Annotated in this window: 12 protein-coding genes and 1 pseudogene; 7 read left to right on the plus strand and 6 right to left on the minus strand. The window is 62.5% G+C overall.

The window, feature by feature from the left end; genetic code table 11:
• Window positions 1-34: 34 nt before the first annotated feature.
• The 3 genes from CFR80_RS06255 to CFR80_RS06265 are packed head-to-tail and all read right to left on the minus strand — an operon-like array spanning window position 35 to window position 2,576.
• Window positions 35-817 (minus strand): ABC transporter permease, encoded by a 783-nt coding sequence (locus CFR80_RS06255; RefSeq protein WP_110507173.1) that lies wholly within the window; start codon window positions 815-817, stop codon window positions 35-37.
• A complete protein-coding gene (locus tag CFR80_RS06260; RefSeq protein WP_010514472.1) occupies window positions 814-1,611 on the minus strand; it encodes an ABC transporter ATP-binding protein in 798 nt (265 codons plus the stop codon). Before CFR80_RS06260 ends, CFR80_RS06255 begins: the two co-directional genes overlap by 4 nt.
• Entirely contained in the window at window positions 1,608-2,576 is a 969-nt protein-coding gene (locus tag CFR80_RS06265; RefSeq protein ID WP_110507174.1) for an ABC transporter substrate-binding protein, read from the minus strand. Before CFR80_RS06265 ends, CFR80_RS06260 begins: the two co-directional genes overlap by 4 nt.
• A gap of 247 nt (window positions 2,577-2,823) precedes the next feature.
• Here CFR80_RS06265 and CFR80_RS06270 point away from each other — a divergent pair, with 247 nt between their 5' ends.
• From CFR80_RS06270 to CFR80_RS06300, 7 genes and pseudogenes are all read left to right on the plus strand, one after another.
• A complete protein-coding gene (locus CFR80_RS06270) occupies window positions 2,824-4,080 on the plus strand; it encodes a cytosine deaminase (protein WP_110507175.1) in 1,257 nt (418 codons plus the stop codon).
• 70 nt (window positions 4,081-4,150) lie between these two features.
• Entirely contained in the window at window positions 4,151-5,596 is a 1,446-nt protein-coding gene (locus CFR80_RS06275; protein ID WP_010514475.1) for an amidohydrolase family protein, read from the plus strand.
• A gap of 475 nt (window positions 5,597-6,071) precedes the next feature.
• Window positions 6,072-7,165 (plus strand): annotated as a pseudogene (locus CFR80_RS06280) (purine nucleoside permease).
• A gap of 112 nt (window positions 7,166-7,277) precedes the next feature.
• Entirely contained in the window at window positions 7,278-8,186 is a 909-nt protein-coding gene (locus tag CFR80_RS06285; protein WP_010514477.1) for a S1/P1 nuclease, read from the plus strand.
• Window positions 8,187-8,308: 122 nt separating this feature from the next.
• The gene (locus tag CFR80_RS06290; protein WP_010514479.1) at window positions 8,309-9,613 is read left to right on the plus strand and encodes a phospholipase D-like domain-containing protein; all 1,305 of its coding nucleotides are present in this window, start codon (window positions 8,309-8,311) and stop codon (window positions 9,611-9,613) included.
• A 153-nt stretch (window positions 9,614-9,766) separates the two neighbouring features.
• On the plus strand, window positions 9,767-11,386 hold the full coding sequence (locus CFR80_RS06295) for a carboxylesterase/lipase family protein (RefSeq protein WP_010514480.1): 1,620 nt from the start codon (window positions 9,767-9,769) through the stop codon (window positions 11,384-11,386).
• An 83-nt stretch (window positions 11,387-11,469) separates the two neighbouring features.
• On the plus strand, window positions 11,470-13,041 hold the full coding sequence (locus tag CFR80_RS06300; RefSeq protein ID WP_010514481.1) for an amidohydrolase family protein: 1,572 nt from the start codon (window positions 11,470-11,472) through the stop codon (window positions 13,039-13,041).
• Window positions 13,042-13,302: 261 nt separating this feature from the next.
• Here CFR80_RS06300 and CFR80_RS06305 read toward each other — a convergent pair whose 3' ends face one another.
• From CFR80_RS06305 to CFR80_RS06315, 3 genes are all read right to left on the minus strand, one after another.
• The gene (locus CFR80_RS06305) at window positions 13,303-15,402 is read right to left on the minus strand and encodes a phosphocholine-specific phospholipase C (RefSeq protein ID WP_029329481.1); all 2,100 of its coding nucleotides are present in this window, start codon (window positions 15,400-15,402) and stop codon (window positions 13,303-13,305) included.
• A 239-nt stretch (window positions 15,403-15,641) separates the two neighbouring features.
• Window positions 15,642-16,457 (minus strand): ribonuclease T2 family protein, encoded by an 816-nt coding sequence (locus tag CFR80_RS06310; protein WP_110507177.1) that lies wholly within the window; start codon window positions 16,455-16,457, stop codon window positions 15,642-15,644.
• A 6-nt stretch (window positions 16,458-16,463) separates the two neighbouring features.
• Window positions 16,464-18,059 carry an acid phosphatase gene (locus CFR80_RS06315; protein ID WP_010514487.1) on the minus strand — a complete coding sequence of 532 codons (1,596 nt, stop codon included), beginning with the start codon at window positions 18,057-18,059 and terminating at the stop codon, window positions 16,464-16,466.
• Window positions 18,060-18,076: the final 17 nt, after the last annotated feature.

Here is an 18,076-nt window from a genome sequence, read left to right on the forward strand (position 1 = left end):
TCAGGTCAGATTCCGAAAAAAAGGGGAGCAGGCGTCATGTGACCGGGCGCATCCAGCGCCCGAGCAGCAGGCGTTCGATGGTGGTCATGCCACCATGCAGAACCAGCCCCGTGACAGTGATGAGGAAAAGGGCGGCGAACATGCGCGGTATGTCCATCTGGAAACCTGATTGCAGGATTTCATAGGCCAGCCCCGCGCTGTTGCCCCCCGTACCGGCCACGAATTCCGCCACGACCGCGCCGACAAGGGCCAGCCCACTGGCGATCCTGACACCGGCCATGAACATGGGCAGCGCACTGGGAATGCGCAGCCGCAGCAGCATCTGCATGCGCGTGGCCTTGTGCATGCGGAAATAGGCCTCCAGCCCCGGATCAACGGAACCAAGGCCGATCAGCGTGTTGGAAATGACGGGGAAAATGGCAATCAGCGTGGCGCACAGCACCAGCGTCATGGACGTTGTCTTGACCAGCACGATGATCAGCGGCGCCACCGCCGCGATGGGGGTGACCTGCAGGATGATGACATACGGCATGAAACTGGCCTGCAGCAGCCTGTGCTGCACCAGCACGACCGCGATGGCCGTGCCCAGCAGGACCGAAACCAGCAGCGACACAAGGGTGACATACAGCGTGCTGCCCAGCGCATGAAGCAGCATGGGCCCGTTGGCATACAGCGAGGCCACGATATCGGACGGCGCCGGGAATAGGTACGTGGGAATGGCAAACAGCCGGCAGGCCGCCTGCCATATCCCCAGCGTGCACAGCCCCACCACCACCGGTGCAAGCAGGCCCAGCCGTGCCGCATTGCGCGCGTTCATGGATTTACGCCCTCCGCGCCGGCAAAGGTTGCATGGGTTGCCTCCGTCAGCATCTGGCTCAGGTCGCGGCACATATGGGCGAACCCGTCGCTCAGCCGGAATGCGTCGTCACGGCGGATGGCGGGGTCGATATGGTATTCACCAAATATCCGCCCCGGATTGGCCGCCATGACAATGACACGCGACGACAGGAAAACCGCCTCGTACAGCGAATGCGTGACAAAAACCGTGGTCAGCCCGTTTTCGTAGCACAGACGCGCCATTTCCCCATCCAGCCGGTCGCGGGTGAATTCATCCAGAGCGCCGAACGGCTCATCCATCAGCAGCAGGTCGGGCCGCGTCACCAGTGCGCGCGCGATGGAGGTGCGCATTTTCATGCCGCCCGACAGCTGCGCAGGGTAATGCCGCAGCACATGGCCCAGCCCGACCTGTTCCAGCGCGGCACGGACCTGCGGCGCAGCGGTGGAGACGGGCACGCGTTCCAGGTCCAGCGGGAGGCGCACGTTATCTTCCACCCGCGCCCATGGCATGAGTGTCGGGTCCTGGAATACGAAGGCCATCCTGTGCCCTTCGGACCCCACATGCGTGAAATCGCGTCCCCACCACCGCACCAGCCCGGCCGTGGGCGGGTGGATGGAGGCAATGACCTTGAGCAGCGTGCTCTTGCCACAGCCGGACGGGCCGATCAGGCTTATGAATTCACCGGGCTGGATTTCCAGGTCAACCGGGGCAAGCGCGCGGACGCCACTGCCAAAGACCTTTTCGACCCCCCACAGGCCAACGACCGGGCTCATGCTACGGTCGTGCTCAGATGCGACACGAATTCGGTCGTATAGGCCCTGCGCCACGCCGGTGTGTCGGGAAACTGGCCATCAGCCGTGACAAGGTCATGCAGCGCCGCCCACTGGGCATCATCCATCATGCCGATCACGCTTCCTTTTTCCCCCAGCGCACTGATCCGGCGCAGCGCATCGCGCGAATAGGCAAGCTGGGCCGCCGACATGGACGGATTGTCAACGACGATATCCCTGTCCCCCGCCGTCGCATCGCCGTACAGGTACGTGTTCCACCCCACCGCACTGGCGCGCAGGAAGCGGGTCACGTCGTCCCCGCGCCGGGCAATGACATCGCGCGTGGCCAGAAGCACGTTACCGTATGTGCGATAGCCGGAATCAGACAGAAGCAGGTAATTGAAGGGGATGTTCTTCTGTGTCGCGGCAAAGGGTTCGGAGGTTACGAAGGTCTGGATCGCCAGACGCGGGTTCATGACGAATGGCTGGATGTTGTAAGTATAGACACCGGCCTGCGCGTCCGAAAAACCAAATCGCGCGCGCAGCCACGGCCAGAAGGTGGCCCGCCCCTCGGTATTGATCAGGATGGGGTGCCCCTTCAGCTGGTCAAGCGCGGTAATGTCCTTGTGCACCATAAGGCCGGTCACGGATTTCTGGAACGACGTGCCTATGGCCACAACCGGCAGGTCCTTTGCCGCAGCAAGCAGCGCAAGTTCCATGCTGCCGATCATGATGTCGGCCTGACCGCCAAGCAGCAGCTGCATGTTGTTGACCTGCGGCCCGCCCATTCTGATGGAGACGGGAACCCCGGCCTGCGCATACAGGCCGTCGGCCCGGGCCTGATAAAAACCACCGTGTTCTGCCTGGGCATACCAGTTTGTCAGCAGCCGCAGCGTCGGCTGGTCCGCCGCTGCGGGGCGCGGGCGCATGAACATGGTGGCCATCATGGCGCCGCCGGCCGCCAGCATGCTACGTCTGCCTATGCCCTGATGGTGCATCGTCTTCCCCATTAACCCGGACGGCTGAATTTACAACGGCAGCGTAACATTATAGAATCGTATTGATAAAGCGGTATTTTTAACATGTCGTGTTGCTTAACTGGCATCATGCTGTTCCATTGCAATCGCGGCCGGATGCGGGATTAATGATACGATTCCGTTCTGGACAGGTCGCGCGCAGGGGCATGGCAGGCAGGCGGCATGGACCCGGGACATAATGATGGATCTTGCACTTTTCCCCGATAATGACGCCTACGTACTGGCCGATGCCACACTGCCCGCAGCCGATGGCAGCCTGCTGCGCCGCAATCTGGTCATCGAAGGCGGGCGGATCGCCGCCATATCCGAACGCGCGCCCGATACGGCCCTCCCGGTGGTGGCGCTGGATGGCGCCATGGTCTGGCCCGCCATGGCGGATATCCACACTCATCTGGACAAGGGGTTCATATGGGACCGGACCCCCAACCCCGACGGGACCTTCATGGGGGCGCTGCAGGCCGTCAATCAGGACCGCGAAGCTTACTGGAGCACGGAAGACGTACGCCGCCGCATGACATTCGCGCTGCGCTGCGCATACGCGCATGGCACGCAGGCGGTGCGTACCCATCTGGACACCATGGGTACGCACGGGCAGCGGGTGTGGCCACTGGTCCGGGACATGCAGGCGCAGTGGGCGGGCCGGATCGCGCTGCAGGCCGTCTCCCTCGTCATGCCGCAGTCCTACGCAGGGGAAGACGGCGAACGCATCGCGCGCGATGTTGCCAGCACGCCGGGCGCGTGTCTTGGCGCGGTGCTCATGCACGACAACGCCACGCCGGAACATCTGGAGCGCCTGTTCGCACTGGCGGAACGCTTTGGCTGCGGGCTGGACCTGCATGTGGACGAAAACAACGTGCGCGGCGGCACCGCCCTGCAGACCGTGGCCGAGACGGTCATGCGACGGCGCTTCAGGCTGCCGGTGCTGTGCGGGCACTGCTGCAGCCTGTCGGTGCAGGATGCGCCGCATCAGGCCGAGATCGTGAAAAGCGTGGCCGATGCGGGCATTGGCATCGTCAGCCTGCCCATGTGCAACATGTACCTGCAGGACCGCACGCCCTGCCGCACCCCGCTGTGGCGCGGCGTGACAATGGTGCACGAACTGCACGCGGCGGGCGTGCCGGTCATGTTCGCCAGCGACAACACGCGCGACCCGTTCTATGCCTATGGCGACCTTGACATGGCGGAGGTATTTTCGCAGGCCGTGCGCATTGCGCATCTTGACCATCCGTTCGGCGGGTGGTGGCAGTCCGTGTCCGTCACCCCTGCGCGATGGATGGGGCTGGACACGACGCTGCGGGCCGGCAGCCCCGCCGACCTGGTAATTTTCGCGGCCCGGGACATGAACCAGCTTGTCACCCGGCCCACGGCGCCACGGGCCGTCATACGCCACGGAAGGGCGATCGATGCACGCGCGCCCTCATACGCCGAACTGTGACAGGTCGCGCAAGCGTCCGGCCACACCCCTTTTTCTTTTGCTACCAGTTCTGAAAAATGGATAGACCATCATGAAGCCAATCGGAAAAAGAACCCTGCTGGCAGCCACGATGCTGTGCCTGCTGCCATTTGCCCATGCGGGTGCTGCGGACAGCCAGCCATCGTTTCTTGTAAAGAACGCTTATATATTCTCCATGTCGGATAAATATAAGAAGCCCTTTACCGGATACATGCTGATCGACGCCAATGGCACGATCATGTCCGTTGCGCCCGGCACACCCGGCGCGGGCATCCATGCCACGACCACGCTTGACGCGCATGGCCACTGGATCATGCCGGGCTTCATTTCCGCCCACAGCCACCTGTGGCAGGCCGCCTATCGTGGTCTGGCGCAGGACAAGACGCTGCCGGGATGGATTGACGCGTTGTATGACAAGGCTGCCAGCCGCGCGCAGGCCGAGGATTTTTACTGGTTTACGCTGGATGGCGCGCTTGACCACCTGCAGCATGGCGTGACGGCAGCCTATAATTTCAATTACGGCAATCACTGGGGCCAGCCGAAAACCGAACGTGACAACGTGGACCACCAGCAGTTCCGCGCGGAAATGGATTCCGGCCTGCGCTTCGTACACGGCATCAACCCCACGGCGGACGCCGTCGACCATTCGCTGGATGGCGCGCGCCAGCACCTGCGCGGCTTCATTGACTGGTCAAGGGCGCAGCCTGCCAGCACCACATTCCTGTCCGTCATGCTGAATGGCACCGTCGCCTTTCAGGACAGTCCGGCCCATGCCCAGTCCGAAGCAATGCTGGAAGCGGCCCTGATGAAGGAATTCGGGGTCAGCAACCAGACCCATTACCTTGAACCGCCCGATACCATCGCGTCCGAACAGGCGGTCTTTCCCTATTTCGCGCAGAGCGGGATGATGGGGCCGAATCTGATCTTCGGGCACTTCATCCATACCACGCCCGAAATCCTGTCGCAGACAGGCCATGCAGGGGCCGCCATGTCATGGAACCCCCTGTCCAACGGGCGGCTGGCCTCGGGCACGGCTGACATTCCCACCTACCTCAAGGACGGCATCCGTGTGGGCATGGGCGAAGATGGGGAGGCGAGTGCCGATCTGGCCGATCCGTTCGAAAACATGCGCACGGGGCTGTACGCCATCCGCGACAAATACCAGAGCGCCAGCATCATGAGCCCCTATGACGTGCTGCGCCTGCATACGGTTGGCAGCGCGTCCGTCCTGCAGGTTTCCGACCGTCTGGGCAGCCTTGAGGCGGGCAAGCTTGCCGATTTTCTTGTGATCGACCCGACGCATCTCGCACATGTGTTTGATCCGTACGCAACGCTGGTCCTTGCCGCGTCCGAGCGGGATCTGGAACAGGTCTATGTTGGCGGAAGGCTGGTGGTGGACCACGGCAGGGTGCTGACGCAGGACATCAGCGCGGTGGAAGCGCAGGCCGACCGGCGCGTGGCGGCATCGCTGCCGCACCATGCCGGTCGCCATAAATAAGACGCTACCTGAAATCAGCTTATTGATAAAAAACAGATAAAAGTTTGCGGGTGTCGCCTTTTCCCAAAAAGGCGACGTCTCCCGAAGCTTTCCGCAGATTTACCGGACGTTTCGCAAGGCGGCTTTCCAGACAGTCCTCATACTTCCGGGTGCCGTTTTCCAAAAGGCGACGTGCACGGCGCCGGACAGCCATGCAGGGCAGGGGAAATACTGCCTCCAGCCCCGGCGGGCCGATACGGGCAGGTGTCAATTAAAATGCAACAGCGTGTGGCCGTCTTTGTGTCTGGCGCAATCTTGCCGCATCTGTAACGTTTACCGGTCCCTTCACCTGATGTGATGATCCGGCCATGCCGGACGCGTGGCATGATCCATGGGCAACCGGGAACGATCAGGGGCGGCAGCGCCGTTGTGCCGCTTTCGGATGCATCCGGATTTCATGGCGGGTGTGGTCTGGAAACGAAAGCGAAAGTATTTGATGGCTGACCAGAGGCGAAGCAGGTTTCCTGCCGGTATTTTTACATCTGTCATGCTTGCGGGCGCGGCCTGCCTGCCCATGGCCGCGCATGGCGCGACACCTGCGCAGGAAGTCAGGTTTGTTGTCGTGACCAACTGGGAAAATGGCGCGGATAGCGGCGATGAACCCGGTGAGTACCAGAACTGGGTTGAACGCGAACATCTGGATGAAAAAGTGCCCGTCCGCGGTGCGCCCGACGTGGTCCGCCGCAACAGGGCAGGGCTGTATGGCCTGGTGCTGCGGCATGGCGTAACGGACCTTGCGGCGTTCGTCCTTGATCCGCGTTTCGACTTCCATCACACCTACTGGCTGTTTACGGGCATCTCGGGTGTTGACCCCAATGCGGCCTCGGTCGGGAGCGTTGCATGGGCGCGCTGGGTCGTGGATGGTGATGCCCTGCGTGAAATTGATGACCGCACCATTCCCAAGGACTGGCCTTACGGGCTGTACGCCATCGGCGCATCGCGTCCCAACACCCTGCCCGAAGCGCCGAACCATTATGGATCGGTGACGGATGTGGCGGAACTGACACGGGCATATCCGCTTAACCAGGGGCTGGCGCGCTGGGCATTCGCACTCAGCCAGCGGGTCAACCTGGCCGATGACCCGGCCATCGCCCTGCGGCGCAAGGCATGGACGGGCTTCGATCAGGCCCGCAAGCCACCCTTTGTCCTGATGGGCGAGACACTGGGCGCGGAACGCTACTGGCACGGCGCGCCGCGCAACCGCCGCGCAACCGCTGGGCACAGGACTGGGTCAGGCTGTGGACACATGGGCAGGGCAAATTCGTCATGACGAATGAGGAAAGCCAGACCTACCAGCGTGAAATGCGCACGCTGGCCACGCTGGGCTTTGTCGATCCCGACCGGATCATGGTGCTGCGTTCAGGCAGCAATTTCTCGGTCCCGCCGCCGGGCGTGCCCGTGACGCAGTCGATGGGGGATGAAGGACCGGGGCAGTCACTGGCGTTTGACAATAATGAACGGGCAGGGGAGCCGGTGATCGAGGAAATCCTGTCGAACTGGAAAAAATACCGCGACAATGTTCCCTCATGACAAATCTTCTTAATAAATACACATAAGTGCTGGCGGCAGTGGTTTAACAGGACCTGCCGGATGACCGGGACATTCCATCCGGCAGGCACACCGATGAGGAGGCAACGTCACGATGAGCAGCAGGTCTTCCGATACGCGCGCCAACAGGCGCACGCCGGTCTGGTGCATTGGCGCCGCACTCCTCGGCCTGTCCATGTGTCCCGACCGGGCGCATGCATGGGGTATGGAAGGCCACGAAGCCATTGCGGCACTTGCGTGGAAATACATGACGCCGGATACCCGTGCGAAGGTTGATGCCATTCTCGCCACGGATCACGACACGCTGACCGCGCCGGACCTTATGTCACGCGCAACATGGGCCGATAAATGGCGTGCCGCAGGGCACCCGGAAACAGGGCCATGGCATTTCATCGACCTTGAGATCGACCACCCCGACATGGCCACCGCCTGCCAGACCCCGGCGCAGGGCGGGGGACAGGCCTGCGTCACAAGCCAGCTTGAACGCTTTGAGCATATCCTGTCCAATCCTGCTTCCACAGACACGGACCGCGTGCTGGCGCTGAAATATGTCATTCATTTCGTGGGGGACATGCACCAGCCCCTGCACGCGGCGGACCATGACGACCGGGGCGGCAACTGCGTGCGGATCAGCCTGGGCGGGCCGCGCACGACCAATCTGCACAGCTACTGGGACACGGCGGTGGTCACGGAAATAGACCCGGACGCCCGGCATCTGGCCGATCGGCTGTTCGACCAGATTTCCGTCACGCAGAAAGATGCATGGCAGGCCGGCACCCCCACGCAGTGGGCCATGGAAAGCTTCGGCCTGGCAAAGACATACGTATATGATTTCAATCCCCCGGCCGGGTGTGACGCCAACAGCGCGCCCCTGTCGCTGCCTGCGGGGTACGACGTAACGGCACGCACGGTCGTGACGGAGCAACTGGAAAAAGCCGGCGTCCGGCTGGCATTCGTCCTGAACCGGGATCTGGCGGATGCAAGCGTTAGGGCCCCACGGTAACGGGATGGCCTGCATGCCGTGTGCGGCGCATGGACGGCCCGGCGGCATAAACCGGATTTTCCTGCGATCCGCACGGGAAACAGAGCGGTTTTCATGTTCATTTCAAAGAAGGGCGATACGCCGTGATCCTTTTTTCAGACAGCATTCTTTCGCGCAATACATCCCGACACGGCCGCCTGCGCTGGCTGGCGGGCTGCGCCATGGTCATGGCCGGCCTTGTCGCAAACGGCAACGTGGCCCGTGCGGATGACAGCACGCAGCGGAATTTCCAGATCGTGGAAAGCGTGCCGGAAAATTCCCTGTACGGCCAGCCCGGCATCGCCCGCACCAAGGATGTCTGGCTGGACATGATCCACCACGCCCAGCATTCCATTGACGCGGCGGTTTTCTACATTACGGACAAACCCGGCCACAGCATGTCCGACATCCTCGACGCCCTGACGGAACGCGCCAGGGCGGGCGTGCAGGTGCGTATCGTGGTGGAGCAGTCCTTCCTGAAGGAAACGGGAAGCGTTCTGGAAAAACTGAAGACCATTCCCAATATCTCGACCGCCATCCTGCCCGGCCATATGCTGACGGGTGGCATCCTGCATGCCAAATACATGGTTGTTGACAATAACAGCGTATTCGTGGGCAGCCAGAACTGGGACTGGCGCGCGCTTGAACACATTCATGAAATTGGCGCACGGATCGACAATGCGCCGATAGCACGCGATTTTGAATCGGACTTCAACATGCTGTGGATGCTGGCGCAGGGCGCGCCGCTGTCCAATGCCTATGCCAAATTCGCGGCGACACCGGATATCGCGCCCGTGACGCAGGCCAACCCGGTTATCCTGTCGGACGGGACACAGCCGCTGATTGCCTTTCCCGCCTTCAGCCCGGCGGTCATGATGCCGTCCTCCCTGACGACCGAGGAAAAGGCGCTGGTGGACATGATCCACGGCGCGCGCAAGACCCTGCGCCTGCAGGTCCTGACCATGAGCGCATTCAACCATTACGGCGCGCGTGGCTACTGGCCGGTACTGGATACGGCCCTGCGTGATGCGGCCGCGCGGGGGGTGGAAACCCAGATCATCGTGTCCAACTGGTCACTGTCCGAACCGATGCAGTCCTATCTCAAGTCATTGTCCGCCCTGCCGCATGTCACCGTCAAATTCAGTACGGTTCCCGACATGCCGGGGGAAAAGATACCGTTCGCGCGGGTTGAACACTGCAAATACGCGGTTGCGGATGACAATGCGGTCTATATCGGGACCGGCAACTGGGAACCCAGCTACTTCACGACAACAGTCAACGCATCCATTTTCGTGCATGGCGCGTCACCCGCCCGGGACCTGAACGCCATTTTCATGCATGACTGGACCGGACCATACGTAACCCAGCTTGAAGCGGGCAAGACCTACGCCATGCCAAAGCGCGACTGACCCGGGCACACAGGCATCTTTCATCCACATTACATGGATCTGCCGCATGGCGACACGGGCAGGCTGCCCTGACGCCATGCGACACCCCAACCGGCTTGGCACGTCCTTTTTGTAATGATAAGGAAATGAAATGAACGACAATCAGGTGGTGACATGCAGGAACGGACGTTAGCACGCGGGCTTCTTACGGCTGTTCTTGCCACCGCCACCGGCATGCTGGCGGCACCGGCGGCGCAGGCCGCCACCCCGTCGGTCACGGCACCTGTTGGCGTGATTTCGGGCATGACGCAGGGGAATGCGGATATTTTCCTTGGCGTTCCGTTCGCCGCCCCGCCCATGGGGCAGGGCAGGTGGCAGCCATCCACGCCCCTTGCGTCCTATCCCGCTCCCGTCCGGGCCACGACCGCACGCATGGGCTGCGCCGCCCCGATCAGCGCCGATGTGGGCGAGACGGTGAATGAGGACTGTCTGTACCTCAACATCTATCGCCCGGCGGGCGTGGATGCGCATGCCAGCCTGCCGGTAACCGTCTTCATTCATGGTGGTGGCAACCAGACCGGCACGCCCGCCAGTTATGACGGGACGGAATTCGCCACGCGCACCCATTCCATCGTGGTCATTCCCACCTACCGGCTGGGGGTTTTCGGTTTCCTGGCCCTTGGGGGGGAACGGGGGCAGCCGCAGGGGGACCTGGCGCTCAGCGATATCATATCGGCGCTGAAGTGGACCCACGACAATATCGCGGCATTTGGTGGCAATGCCACGGGCATGAGCGTGGTGGGCGAGTCAGCCGGGGCTGCGAACATATGTGACGTGCTGACGGCACCTGCGGCCCACGGGCTTGTCACGCAGGCAATCATGCAGAGCGGCTTCTGCCCCGGCCGCCCCACGCGCGCGGTGATGGAGGCGATCGGCACGGCAACGGCGCAGGCAGCAGGCTGCACGGGGCCTGACCCGCTGTCCTGCATGAAACGCCTGCCGGTTCCGGCCCTGCTGGCGGCATGGAATACGGTATGGCAGCAGCCAACCGTCCGGCTGAAGGACGGGACATCCGTCTCCCGCCCCCTGTTTCCGGTCACGCCGTCCGGCAGCACACTGCAGCCCAAGCCGGTGGACGCGGCAATCCGGGCGGGCGCCGTGGGTTCGGTTCCCGTCCTGATCGGCTTCAACCGCGACGAATTGCGGACGTTCCTTGCAGGCTATTATCCGCTGTCAACCGACCGGTACCACGCGCTGCTGAAGCAGGATTACAGTGGGTTCGCAGCCGACCTGCAAAAGGAATATCCCCTTACCCCGGGACAGGACCCGGTCTATACTCTTTCCGCCCTGCGCACGGACCAGATGCTGATCTGTCCCGCGCTACGGGCCGCGGCGGTGCTGAATGGCCCGACGCATGTTGCCGTCTATGAATTTGCCGACCGCACCGCGCCGCCCTTCCGCTCGCTGGCCATGAAACTGCCGGATGCGCCGGGATTTGACCGTGGCGCGTCCCATACGGCGGAACTGCTGTACCTGTTCGGTTACAAATCCGTCGCGGGTCCGCTATCCCCAGTGCAGCAGGCGCTGTCCGCACAGATGATGGATATGTGGGCCACATTTGGACGGTCGGGCACGACCGCGCCATGGCCGGCATGGACCCCGCAGGCCCCCGATGTCACGGTGCTGGCGCTGCCGGCCGATGGGGGGATCCGGGTCGAGCACGACGTGGCGACCCGTCACCATTGCGGGTTCTGGGGCCGCCACCCCGCCATTCCCAACAGCCTTTTCCCGTGATCGCGCGTCACCCGCGCCGGACACCCGATGGCGGGCATGTGACGCGGGTCCATCATACCCAGACAGGAAAGTCCCCGCCGTTCATGAATGCTGAACCCTTTATCGTGTCCGATGTCCGCGTGACGGCACGTGCCCGCAGCCGGACATCCGCATTCCTCCGGCAGGCCTGTGGAACCCGGACCCTTCTTGCCGCCCTCGCCATGCTGACATGGGCCGCTGCCGCCCATGCGGCGACGGGAGCGCGCTGCACTGTCCGGGCGGGTGCGGGGGAAACGGTGATCGACGCCATTCTCCTTAACGACACGCCCGACCCAAAGCCGGGGCGGGTCATCATCGACGCCCACGGCATCATCCGGTGTGCCGGTGCCACATGCCAGCCGACCGCGCCACATCCGACCATCATCAGTTGCCCGCAGGACAGCCTTTCACCCGGTTTCATCAACCCGCATGACCATATCGACTTTACAGGTGATGCGCCGCTGCCCGATACGGGGGAACGGTTTGAACACCGGCATGAATGGCGCAAGGGCCTGGACGGTCATACCGAACTGAAAGGTGCCGATCCCGACACCAGTCCGGAACTGATCGCATGGGGCGAACTGCGTTTCCTGATCAGTGGCATCACGGCCATGGTCGGGGGCAACATGGCGCCTGGCCTTGTGCGGAACATGGATTTCGCCACGGGCCTGGAAGGGCTGCCACAGCACGCCGTAACCTATCAGGTCTTTCCGCTTGATGACGGACCGGGGATCATGCGCACGCATGACTGCAATTACGGGAACCACCCATCCACCCCCGCCGATGTCGCGGCCACGCCCGCCTTCCTTGCCCATGTGGCGGAAGGCACGAACGGGGCGGCCCGTAATGAATTCCGCTGCCTCAGTTCCAATACCTATGATCGCACGCCACAGCAGGGCGGTGGCGGCATCAGTCAGGACATGATGCAGCCGGGCATGACCATCCTGCATGGGGTAGGGCTGGGCGCGAATGATTTTGACCTGCTGCACAACCGGGGGATCAGCCTTGTCTGGTCACCACGCAGCAATCTTGCGCTGTACGGGCGGACCGTGGACATTCCCGCCGCCCGCGCCCATGGCGTAACCATTGCCCTTGGCACGGACTGGCTGCCCTCGGGGTCCATGAACATGAGCCGGGAATTCGCCTGCGCCGTGCATTACAGCCACGACCATCTTGCCAGCGCCCTGTCATCACGCGACCTGTGGCGCATGGCGACGCAGGGTGGGGCCGCAGCCGTACATGGCGACAGCGTAATGGGCGCAATCGCGCCGGGCCACGTGGCAGATCTTGTCCTGTTCCGTCCGCAGGGACAGACACCGTACGACGCGGCGGTCCAGTCCACACCCGGTACCATCGACATGGTCATGCGGGGCGGGCATGTCCTTTATGGCGATCGCAAGATTATCCGCCGCCTGCATCAGCCCGGCTGTGAAAAGGTGGGTATTGACGGGCAGGCCAAGGCGCTGTGTATCCGCACGGACCAACGTTTTTCCTTCGCGACCCTGAAACGTGACATGACGCGGCGACATATCTATCCGCTTGTCACCACCGGCACGCCCCCAAATGAGCCCCCCTGTGAAACACTGGAAGAAACCCGCGCACGCCTGCCCAATGCGCGCCTGACAGGCCCGGAATAAAAAAGTTCCGGGTGCTGCGCCTTCTTAAAAAAAGGTGACATCTCATGAAAAGATGGCACCCGGACACTTGTAACTCCGTCATATATTGTAAGACATCGCCAGCCACGCCGTCTTACCGGTTAACAAAATAAAAGTTTTTGGGTGTCGCCTTTTTTCAAAAAGGCGGCGTCTTCCAAAGCTTTTTGAAAAAAGCTTCACCAAAAACGTTCAATCTGTTTACGGAATGTTTTGTAAGCCGGGTTTTTCAGACAAAACAGTCTTTCATGCTTTCAGGGGACGCAGTACGGGCGACGTGGCGGCCGGATCGGTAATGCCGGGTGCCCCCGTCGGGACCAGTCCGGCCAGTTGTGTCAGCGTATGGCGTTCATGGCGGACAGACACGCTGAAATCATACCAGCCACTGCTGGCCGCAAGCCCCATTTCATGCCGGATCGTTGCACCGGCGGGTACGGTCAGGTGAATGGCATGCTGATGGTAGGCATTATCATGGATCCGCACATGCCGCGCATGGTCGCTGTGATTGGTCAGTTCCAGCACAAGTGACTGGCGATCCCCCACGTGACGGGCGGCAACCCTGATGGAGGATGGACCGGCACGGTGGAAACGGCGCAGGAACCCGTTGGGGCCTGTCACGCTCCAGACATCCACGCCATGCGTCGACAGCGCCAGCGTGTCAGTAAGGCTGTCGCCCGCACCCACCGTATGGCGGCGCGGCACATCGTCAGTATGTTCATGATAGACATAGAAACACGCACCCAGCGCACCGTGGCTGGAAAATTCCAGCACCAGTGCGCCTGCGTCCGTGCCCATGGTTTCGTTTACCGCCAGATCGTAAGACGTGGGGCGCAGCGGACGGGTGCCACTTTCCTGTATGCCCATATCCCCGGCCGCGCTGCGGGCCGGAGGGGCCGGATCGACACGGTGGCGGGCCTGTTCCACCTTCTCACGGTAGTCGCGCGTGTCAGGCAGTCCGCCCAGGCGCGTCTGTCCCGGGGCCGAGAAATCAAATGCCGTGGTCAGGTCGCCACAGACGGAGCGCCGCCATGGCGTGATGTTTGGCTCATCCACCCCGAAACGGGCGGCGATAAAACGGATGACCGATGTGTGGTCGAATACATCCGAACAGACAAATCCGCCCGTGCTCCATGGTGAAATCGCCAGCATCGGCACACGCGGCCCAAGGCCGTAGGGCAGGTTATCAACCGTATAGGCCTGAGGGGAGAAATCCATGAGCCGGTTGTGGATTTCACCCCGGGTGCTGACCGTGCTGCGTCCCGGCAGTACCGGGGTCGGCGGCTGCGGCGGGGGCATGTGATCGAAATAACCATCATTTTCGTCATACATCAGCAAAAGGACGGTCTTTGACCATACGTCCGGGTCCGCTGTCAGGGCATCAAGAATGCGGGCGATGTAGGCCGCGCCATAATCCGGCGTCCAGCGCGGATGTTCGGAATAGGCCGCAGGCGGCAGCAGCCACGATACCTGTGGCAGCCGGTGCGCCAGCACATCCGCGCGCAGGTCATCCAGCGTACGGCGCGTCATCGCACGTGCGTGTAGGGACGACCCTTCGGGCGCATGAACGAAATTGCGGAAATTCATCAGGATATTGGTCCCGAAATTCCCGTTTTCCAGATCACGCCCTTCCAGTCCCTGCTGGTAAACCTGCCATGACACGCCGGCCTTTTCCAGCCGTTCGGGGTAGGTTGTCCATGTAAAAGGCGGCGGCACGTGACCATATGCCGCCCGGTCCACCCAGTCGATGTTGTCAAGGATCGGGCCACCACCCGTCCCCTCGGCATCGACCATGCCGGTCATCAGGTAAAAACGGTTGGGATGGGTCTGGGTGGGGGTGGAGCAGAAATAATGATCACATACCGTAAAGGCATCGGCCAGCGCATAATGGAATGGAATGTCATCCCGCGTGTAATAGCCCATGGTCATGTCGGTCTTGTTCGGCGGCCAGCGGTCATTGCGCCCCGCGTTGATGGCCGCATGGGTCGGCTTCCAGCTATGATCCAGGTCCACCACGCACTGCGCACTGGTCGAACGCGTATCCAGATGGAACGGCAGGATATCCCCATGCCCCGCCTTCAGCCGGGGCTGGAACCAGACGGGCCTGCCATCGGGCCGCAGCACCGGATGCCGGTCATTGATGCCACGCACGCCATTCAGGTGGCCATAGTAATGGTCAAACGACCGGTTTTCCTGCATGAAGACGACAACATGCTCGACATCTTCGATTGTCCCGGTCCGGCGGCTGGCGGGAATGGCCAGCGCACGGTTGATGGAAGACATCAGCATGGCGGACATCGCGGAACCGGCGCCTCCCTTAAGGAAAGACCGGCGGGAGATGCGTGGCATGAACTTTCTTCCTTCTGCTATGGCTGTATCCGTACCGCATCCCGGCGCGGCGGCGCCGCATGAACAGGACATGCCCTTCCGCCCCGCCGCGCTGACGTGAAACCACCACCCGTCATCCGCCGGGGCAGGGCACCGCAGCACCCTGTCGCGCGGAACGTTTCAGCCTGAAAATCCCGCTCCATCGCCTAGCCTGACAGCCAGGCTACGGCGCATGTCATGTCCCCACCAGCAGGCCGATATTACCCGGCCTGCGCCGTGACCGGCCATGTGGGAACATGGAAACGGGCAGGGCAGTTGTCCTGCACATCCGGTGATGGCAGAAAGCCCGAAGCGGCGGGAAAGCGTCCGAGCCCCCTGGGGTCCAGCGTGAACCACAACTGCGCCAGGATCGGCTGGCCCTGTGCGTCCGTGTTGCAGCGGAACTGCAGTCCCCGCTCGGGCAGGGTGCCGTATGTCCTTTCGAACGATCCGATCACGTCGGCCTTGCTGATATCGCGACCGGCATCATGGTCCAGTTCACGCCCCACGGGACCTGCGGCAAAGCGGTCGCGCAACGTGCTGGCCACGGTAAAGAACCGTTCGGCATTCATGCCGAAGCATTGCACATGCTTGGTGTATTCATGGGTGACAAGGCTGGAACGGGTATGGGCCACCGTACCCGACAGCCGCTTCGACAGCGCGGGGGACAACTGCGGTGGCGTATCGTCATGCTGGTAAATGTCACATCCCTTGATCCACCACTGGGTCACGGGCAGGCCCTCACGCACCAGGTCGGACGGGCGCGAGGCCCATAGCCCATGCAGCCCGATCAGCGGCGCATGCGGCTGGTCGGGCTGGCAGCTTGGCCCGTGCTGATCCGTGCAGAAGCCGGGCTGCCATGTCAGCGCCAGCGTATAATGCCCGAAATCACCATGCCGGGTCACGGGTATCGACAGCGCGTCCGTATGGGTGGACGGCGGCGTATGCGCGCATCCGGCCATAAGGCACAGGGCCGGGACAAGCGCGGCCAACGTCGAATGCAGGCCACGAAGGGCGGTCAGGGCACGGTACGGCATGAGGGGTTATTTCCCGGTGGAATGCAGGTCGAGGGCAGTCGTCAGGTCACCCAGCGGATGACCGGTCGCCGCCTGTATGGCACGGTCACGTACCGTCAGCCCGTCCAGCGGGCGCAGGTGAAAGCGTTCGGTCAGGAATTTCAGGATCGAAGTCGTGTCCTGCACCGTATGGTCCACGTATCCACGCCGCGCATAGGGGGAGACGATGATGGCGGGAATACGTGATCCCGGCCCCCACCTGTCGCCCTTTGGCGGGGCGACGTGGTCCCACAGGCCGCCGTTTTCGTCATAGGTCACGATCACCAGCATGTGCGGCCACTGGGGACTTTTCTCCAGATGGTCGATCAGGTCGGCGATATGCTGGTCCCCCGACTGGATATCGGCATAACCGGAATGTTCGTTCAGGTTACCCTGCGGCTTGTAGAACGCGACCTGCGGCAGGGCGCCGTGGTCAATCGCGTCGATGAACCGCGCGCCTGCCAGCCCGCCATCACGCAGGTGCGCCTGCCGTGCCGCAGTGTCGGGGGCATAGTTCAGGTAATAGTTGTAGGGCTGGTGATGGTACTGGAAATCGGGGGCGGGGTAATGGTTGCCGTGGTCCAGCACGTCCTGCCAGGCACCTGAATACCACGCCCATGTAATGCTGCGCTCGCTCAGCCGGTCGCCAATCGTGGGTTCGGTCTGGGGGGGAAGGGTTGTTGGGCTGCCGGGGTCGGCAAAGCGTGCATCCTGCCCTGCCGCCGCCGGGTTGCCGCTGGGCTGATAGGCAGGCTGCATGGTGTTGACGGCATGGAAGTCCGGCGTCAGGTTGCCATCACGGACGAACTTGGGCACCCCGTCCAGCGCCGAATGCGGGGAATTGGACGCGACCACCAGCGCCTTGCCCGACGGATCGACCACCGAGATGACCGGATGCGCCGGGCTGGTGTCAGCCTGCGGATAGAAGGGCGCGCACGCACAGGCCAGCCACTGGTGGTTGAGGAACGACCCACCGAACGCCCCCATGAAGAAATGGTCCGCCATCGTATATTTCCGCGCGACGTCCCACATCCGCATCCTGCTCCCGTCCCAGTAGCTCATGGGCATGGCGCCGGAATCCGCCCATGCCACGAACATGTCGTTCCGGCCACCGTTGATCTGCATCTGGTTTTCATAAAAACGATGCCAAAGGTCGTGGGTCAGCGTGCTGAGCGGTACGTTGAACCCCTTCGGGTCATCCACGCGGAACGGCTGGTTGGGCAGGTGGGCACTCATGGCCTGCGTTACGGCGTTACGCACGCCCCGACCGGTCAGGCCGCCCCAGACGGGGGGAAGTTCGCGCATGATCGAGCCGTCGCGGTCACGCTGGGCAAAATCGGAAAGGGGCCTGCCCGCGAACGTATCCGCACCGGGAAAACCGTTATACAGGTTATCGAACGAGCGGTTTTCGGCAAAGATGACCACCACGGTCTCGATCTGGTCCAGCGGCCCTGCTGCTGCAGCCTGCACCGGCCCCGCCGGAAGGGCGGTCAGGACCGTGCTGGCAAGTATGCCGAGACCGAGCAGTCGCCCACTGCCACGTGCCATGAAACGGAAAAGTTCGGTATGAATGCGTCCCGGCATGAATCCCCGATCTGCTC

It is taken from the genome of Komagataeibacter oboediens, assembly GCF_003207815.1.
In the GTDB taxonomy this organism is placed as follows: domain Bacteria; phylum Pseudomonadota; class Alphaproteobacteria; order Acetobacterales; family Acetobacteraceae; genus Komagataeibacter; species Komagataeibacter oboediens.

Coding starts and splice junctions, on each gene's coding strand:
- CFR80_RS06255 (WP_110507173.1), bottom strand. CDS start 817: ATGAACGCGCGCAATGCGGCACGGCTGGGCCTGCTTGCACCGGTGGTG.
- CFR80_RS06260 (WP_010514472.1), bottom strand. CDS start 1,611: ATGAGCCCGGTCGTTGGCCTGTGGGGGGTCGAAAAGGTCTTTGGCAGT.
- CFR80_RS06265 (WP_110507174.1), bottom strand. CDS start 2,576: ATGCTGGCGGCCGGCGGCGCCATGATGGCCACCATGTTCATGCGCCCG.
- CFR80_RS06270 (WP_110507175.1), top strand. CDS start 2,824: ATGATGGATCTTGCACTTTTCCCCGATAATGACGCCTACGTACTGGCC.
- CFR80_RS06275 (WP_010514475.1), top strand. CDS start 4,151: ATGAAGCCAATCGGAAAAAGAACCCTGCTGGCAGCCACGATGCTGTGC.
- CFR80_RS06285 (WP_010514477.1), top strand. CDS start 7,278: ATGAGCAGCAGGTCTTCCGATACGCGCGCCAACAGGCGCACGCCGGTC.
- CFR80_RS06295 (WP_010514480.1), top strand. CDS start 9,767: ATGCAGGAACGGACGTTAGCACGCGGGCTTCTTACGGCTGTTCTTGCC.
- CFR80_RS06300 (WP_010514481.1), top strand. CDS start 11,470: ATGAATGCTGAACCCTTTATCGTGTCCGATGTCCGCGTGACGGCACGT.
- CFR80_RS06305 (WP_029329481.1), bottom strand. CDS start 15,402: ATGCCACGCATCTCCCGCCGGTCTTTCCTTAAGGGAGGCGCCGGTTCC.
- CFR80_RS06310 (WP_110507177.1), bottom strand. CDS start 16,457: ATGCCGTACCGTGCCCTGACCGCCCTTCGTGGCCTGCATTCGACGTTG.
- CFR80_RS06315 (WP_010514487.1), bottom strand. CDS start 18,059: ATGCCGGGACGCATTCATACCGAACTTTTCCGTTTCATGGCACGTGGC.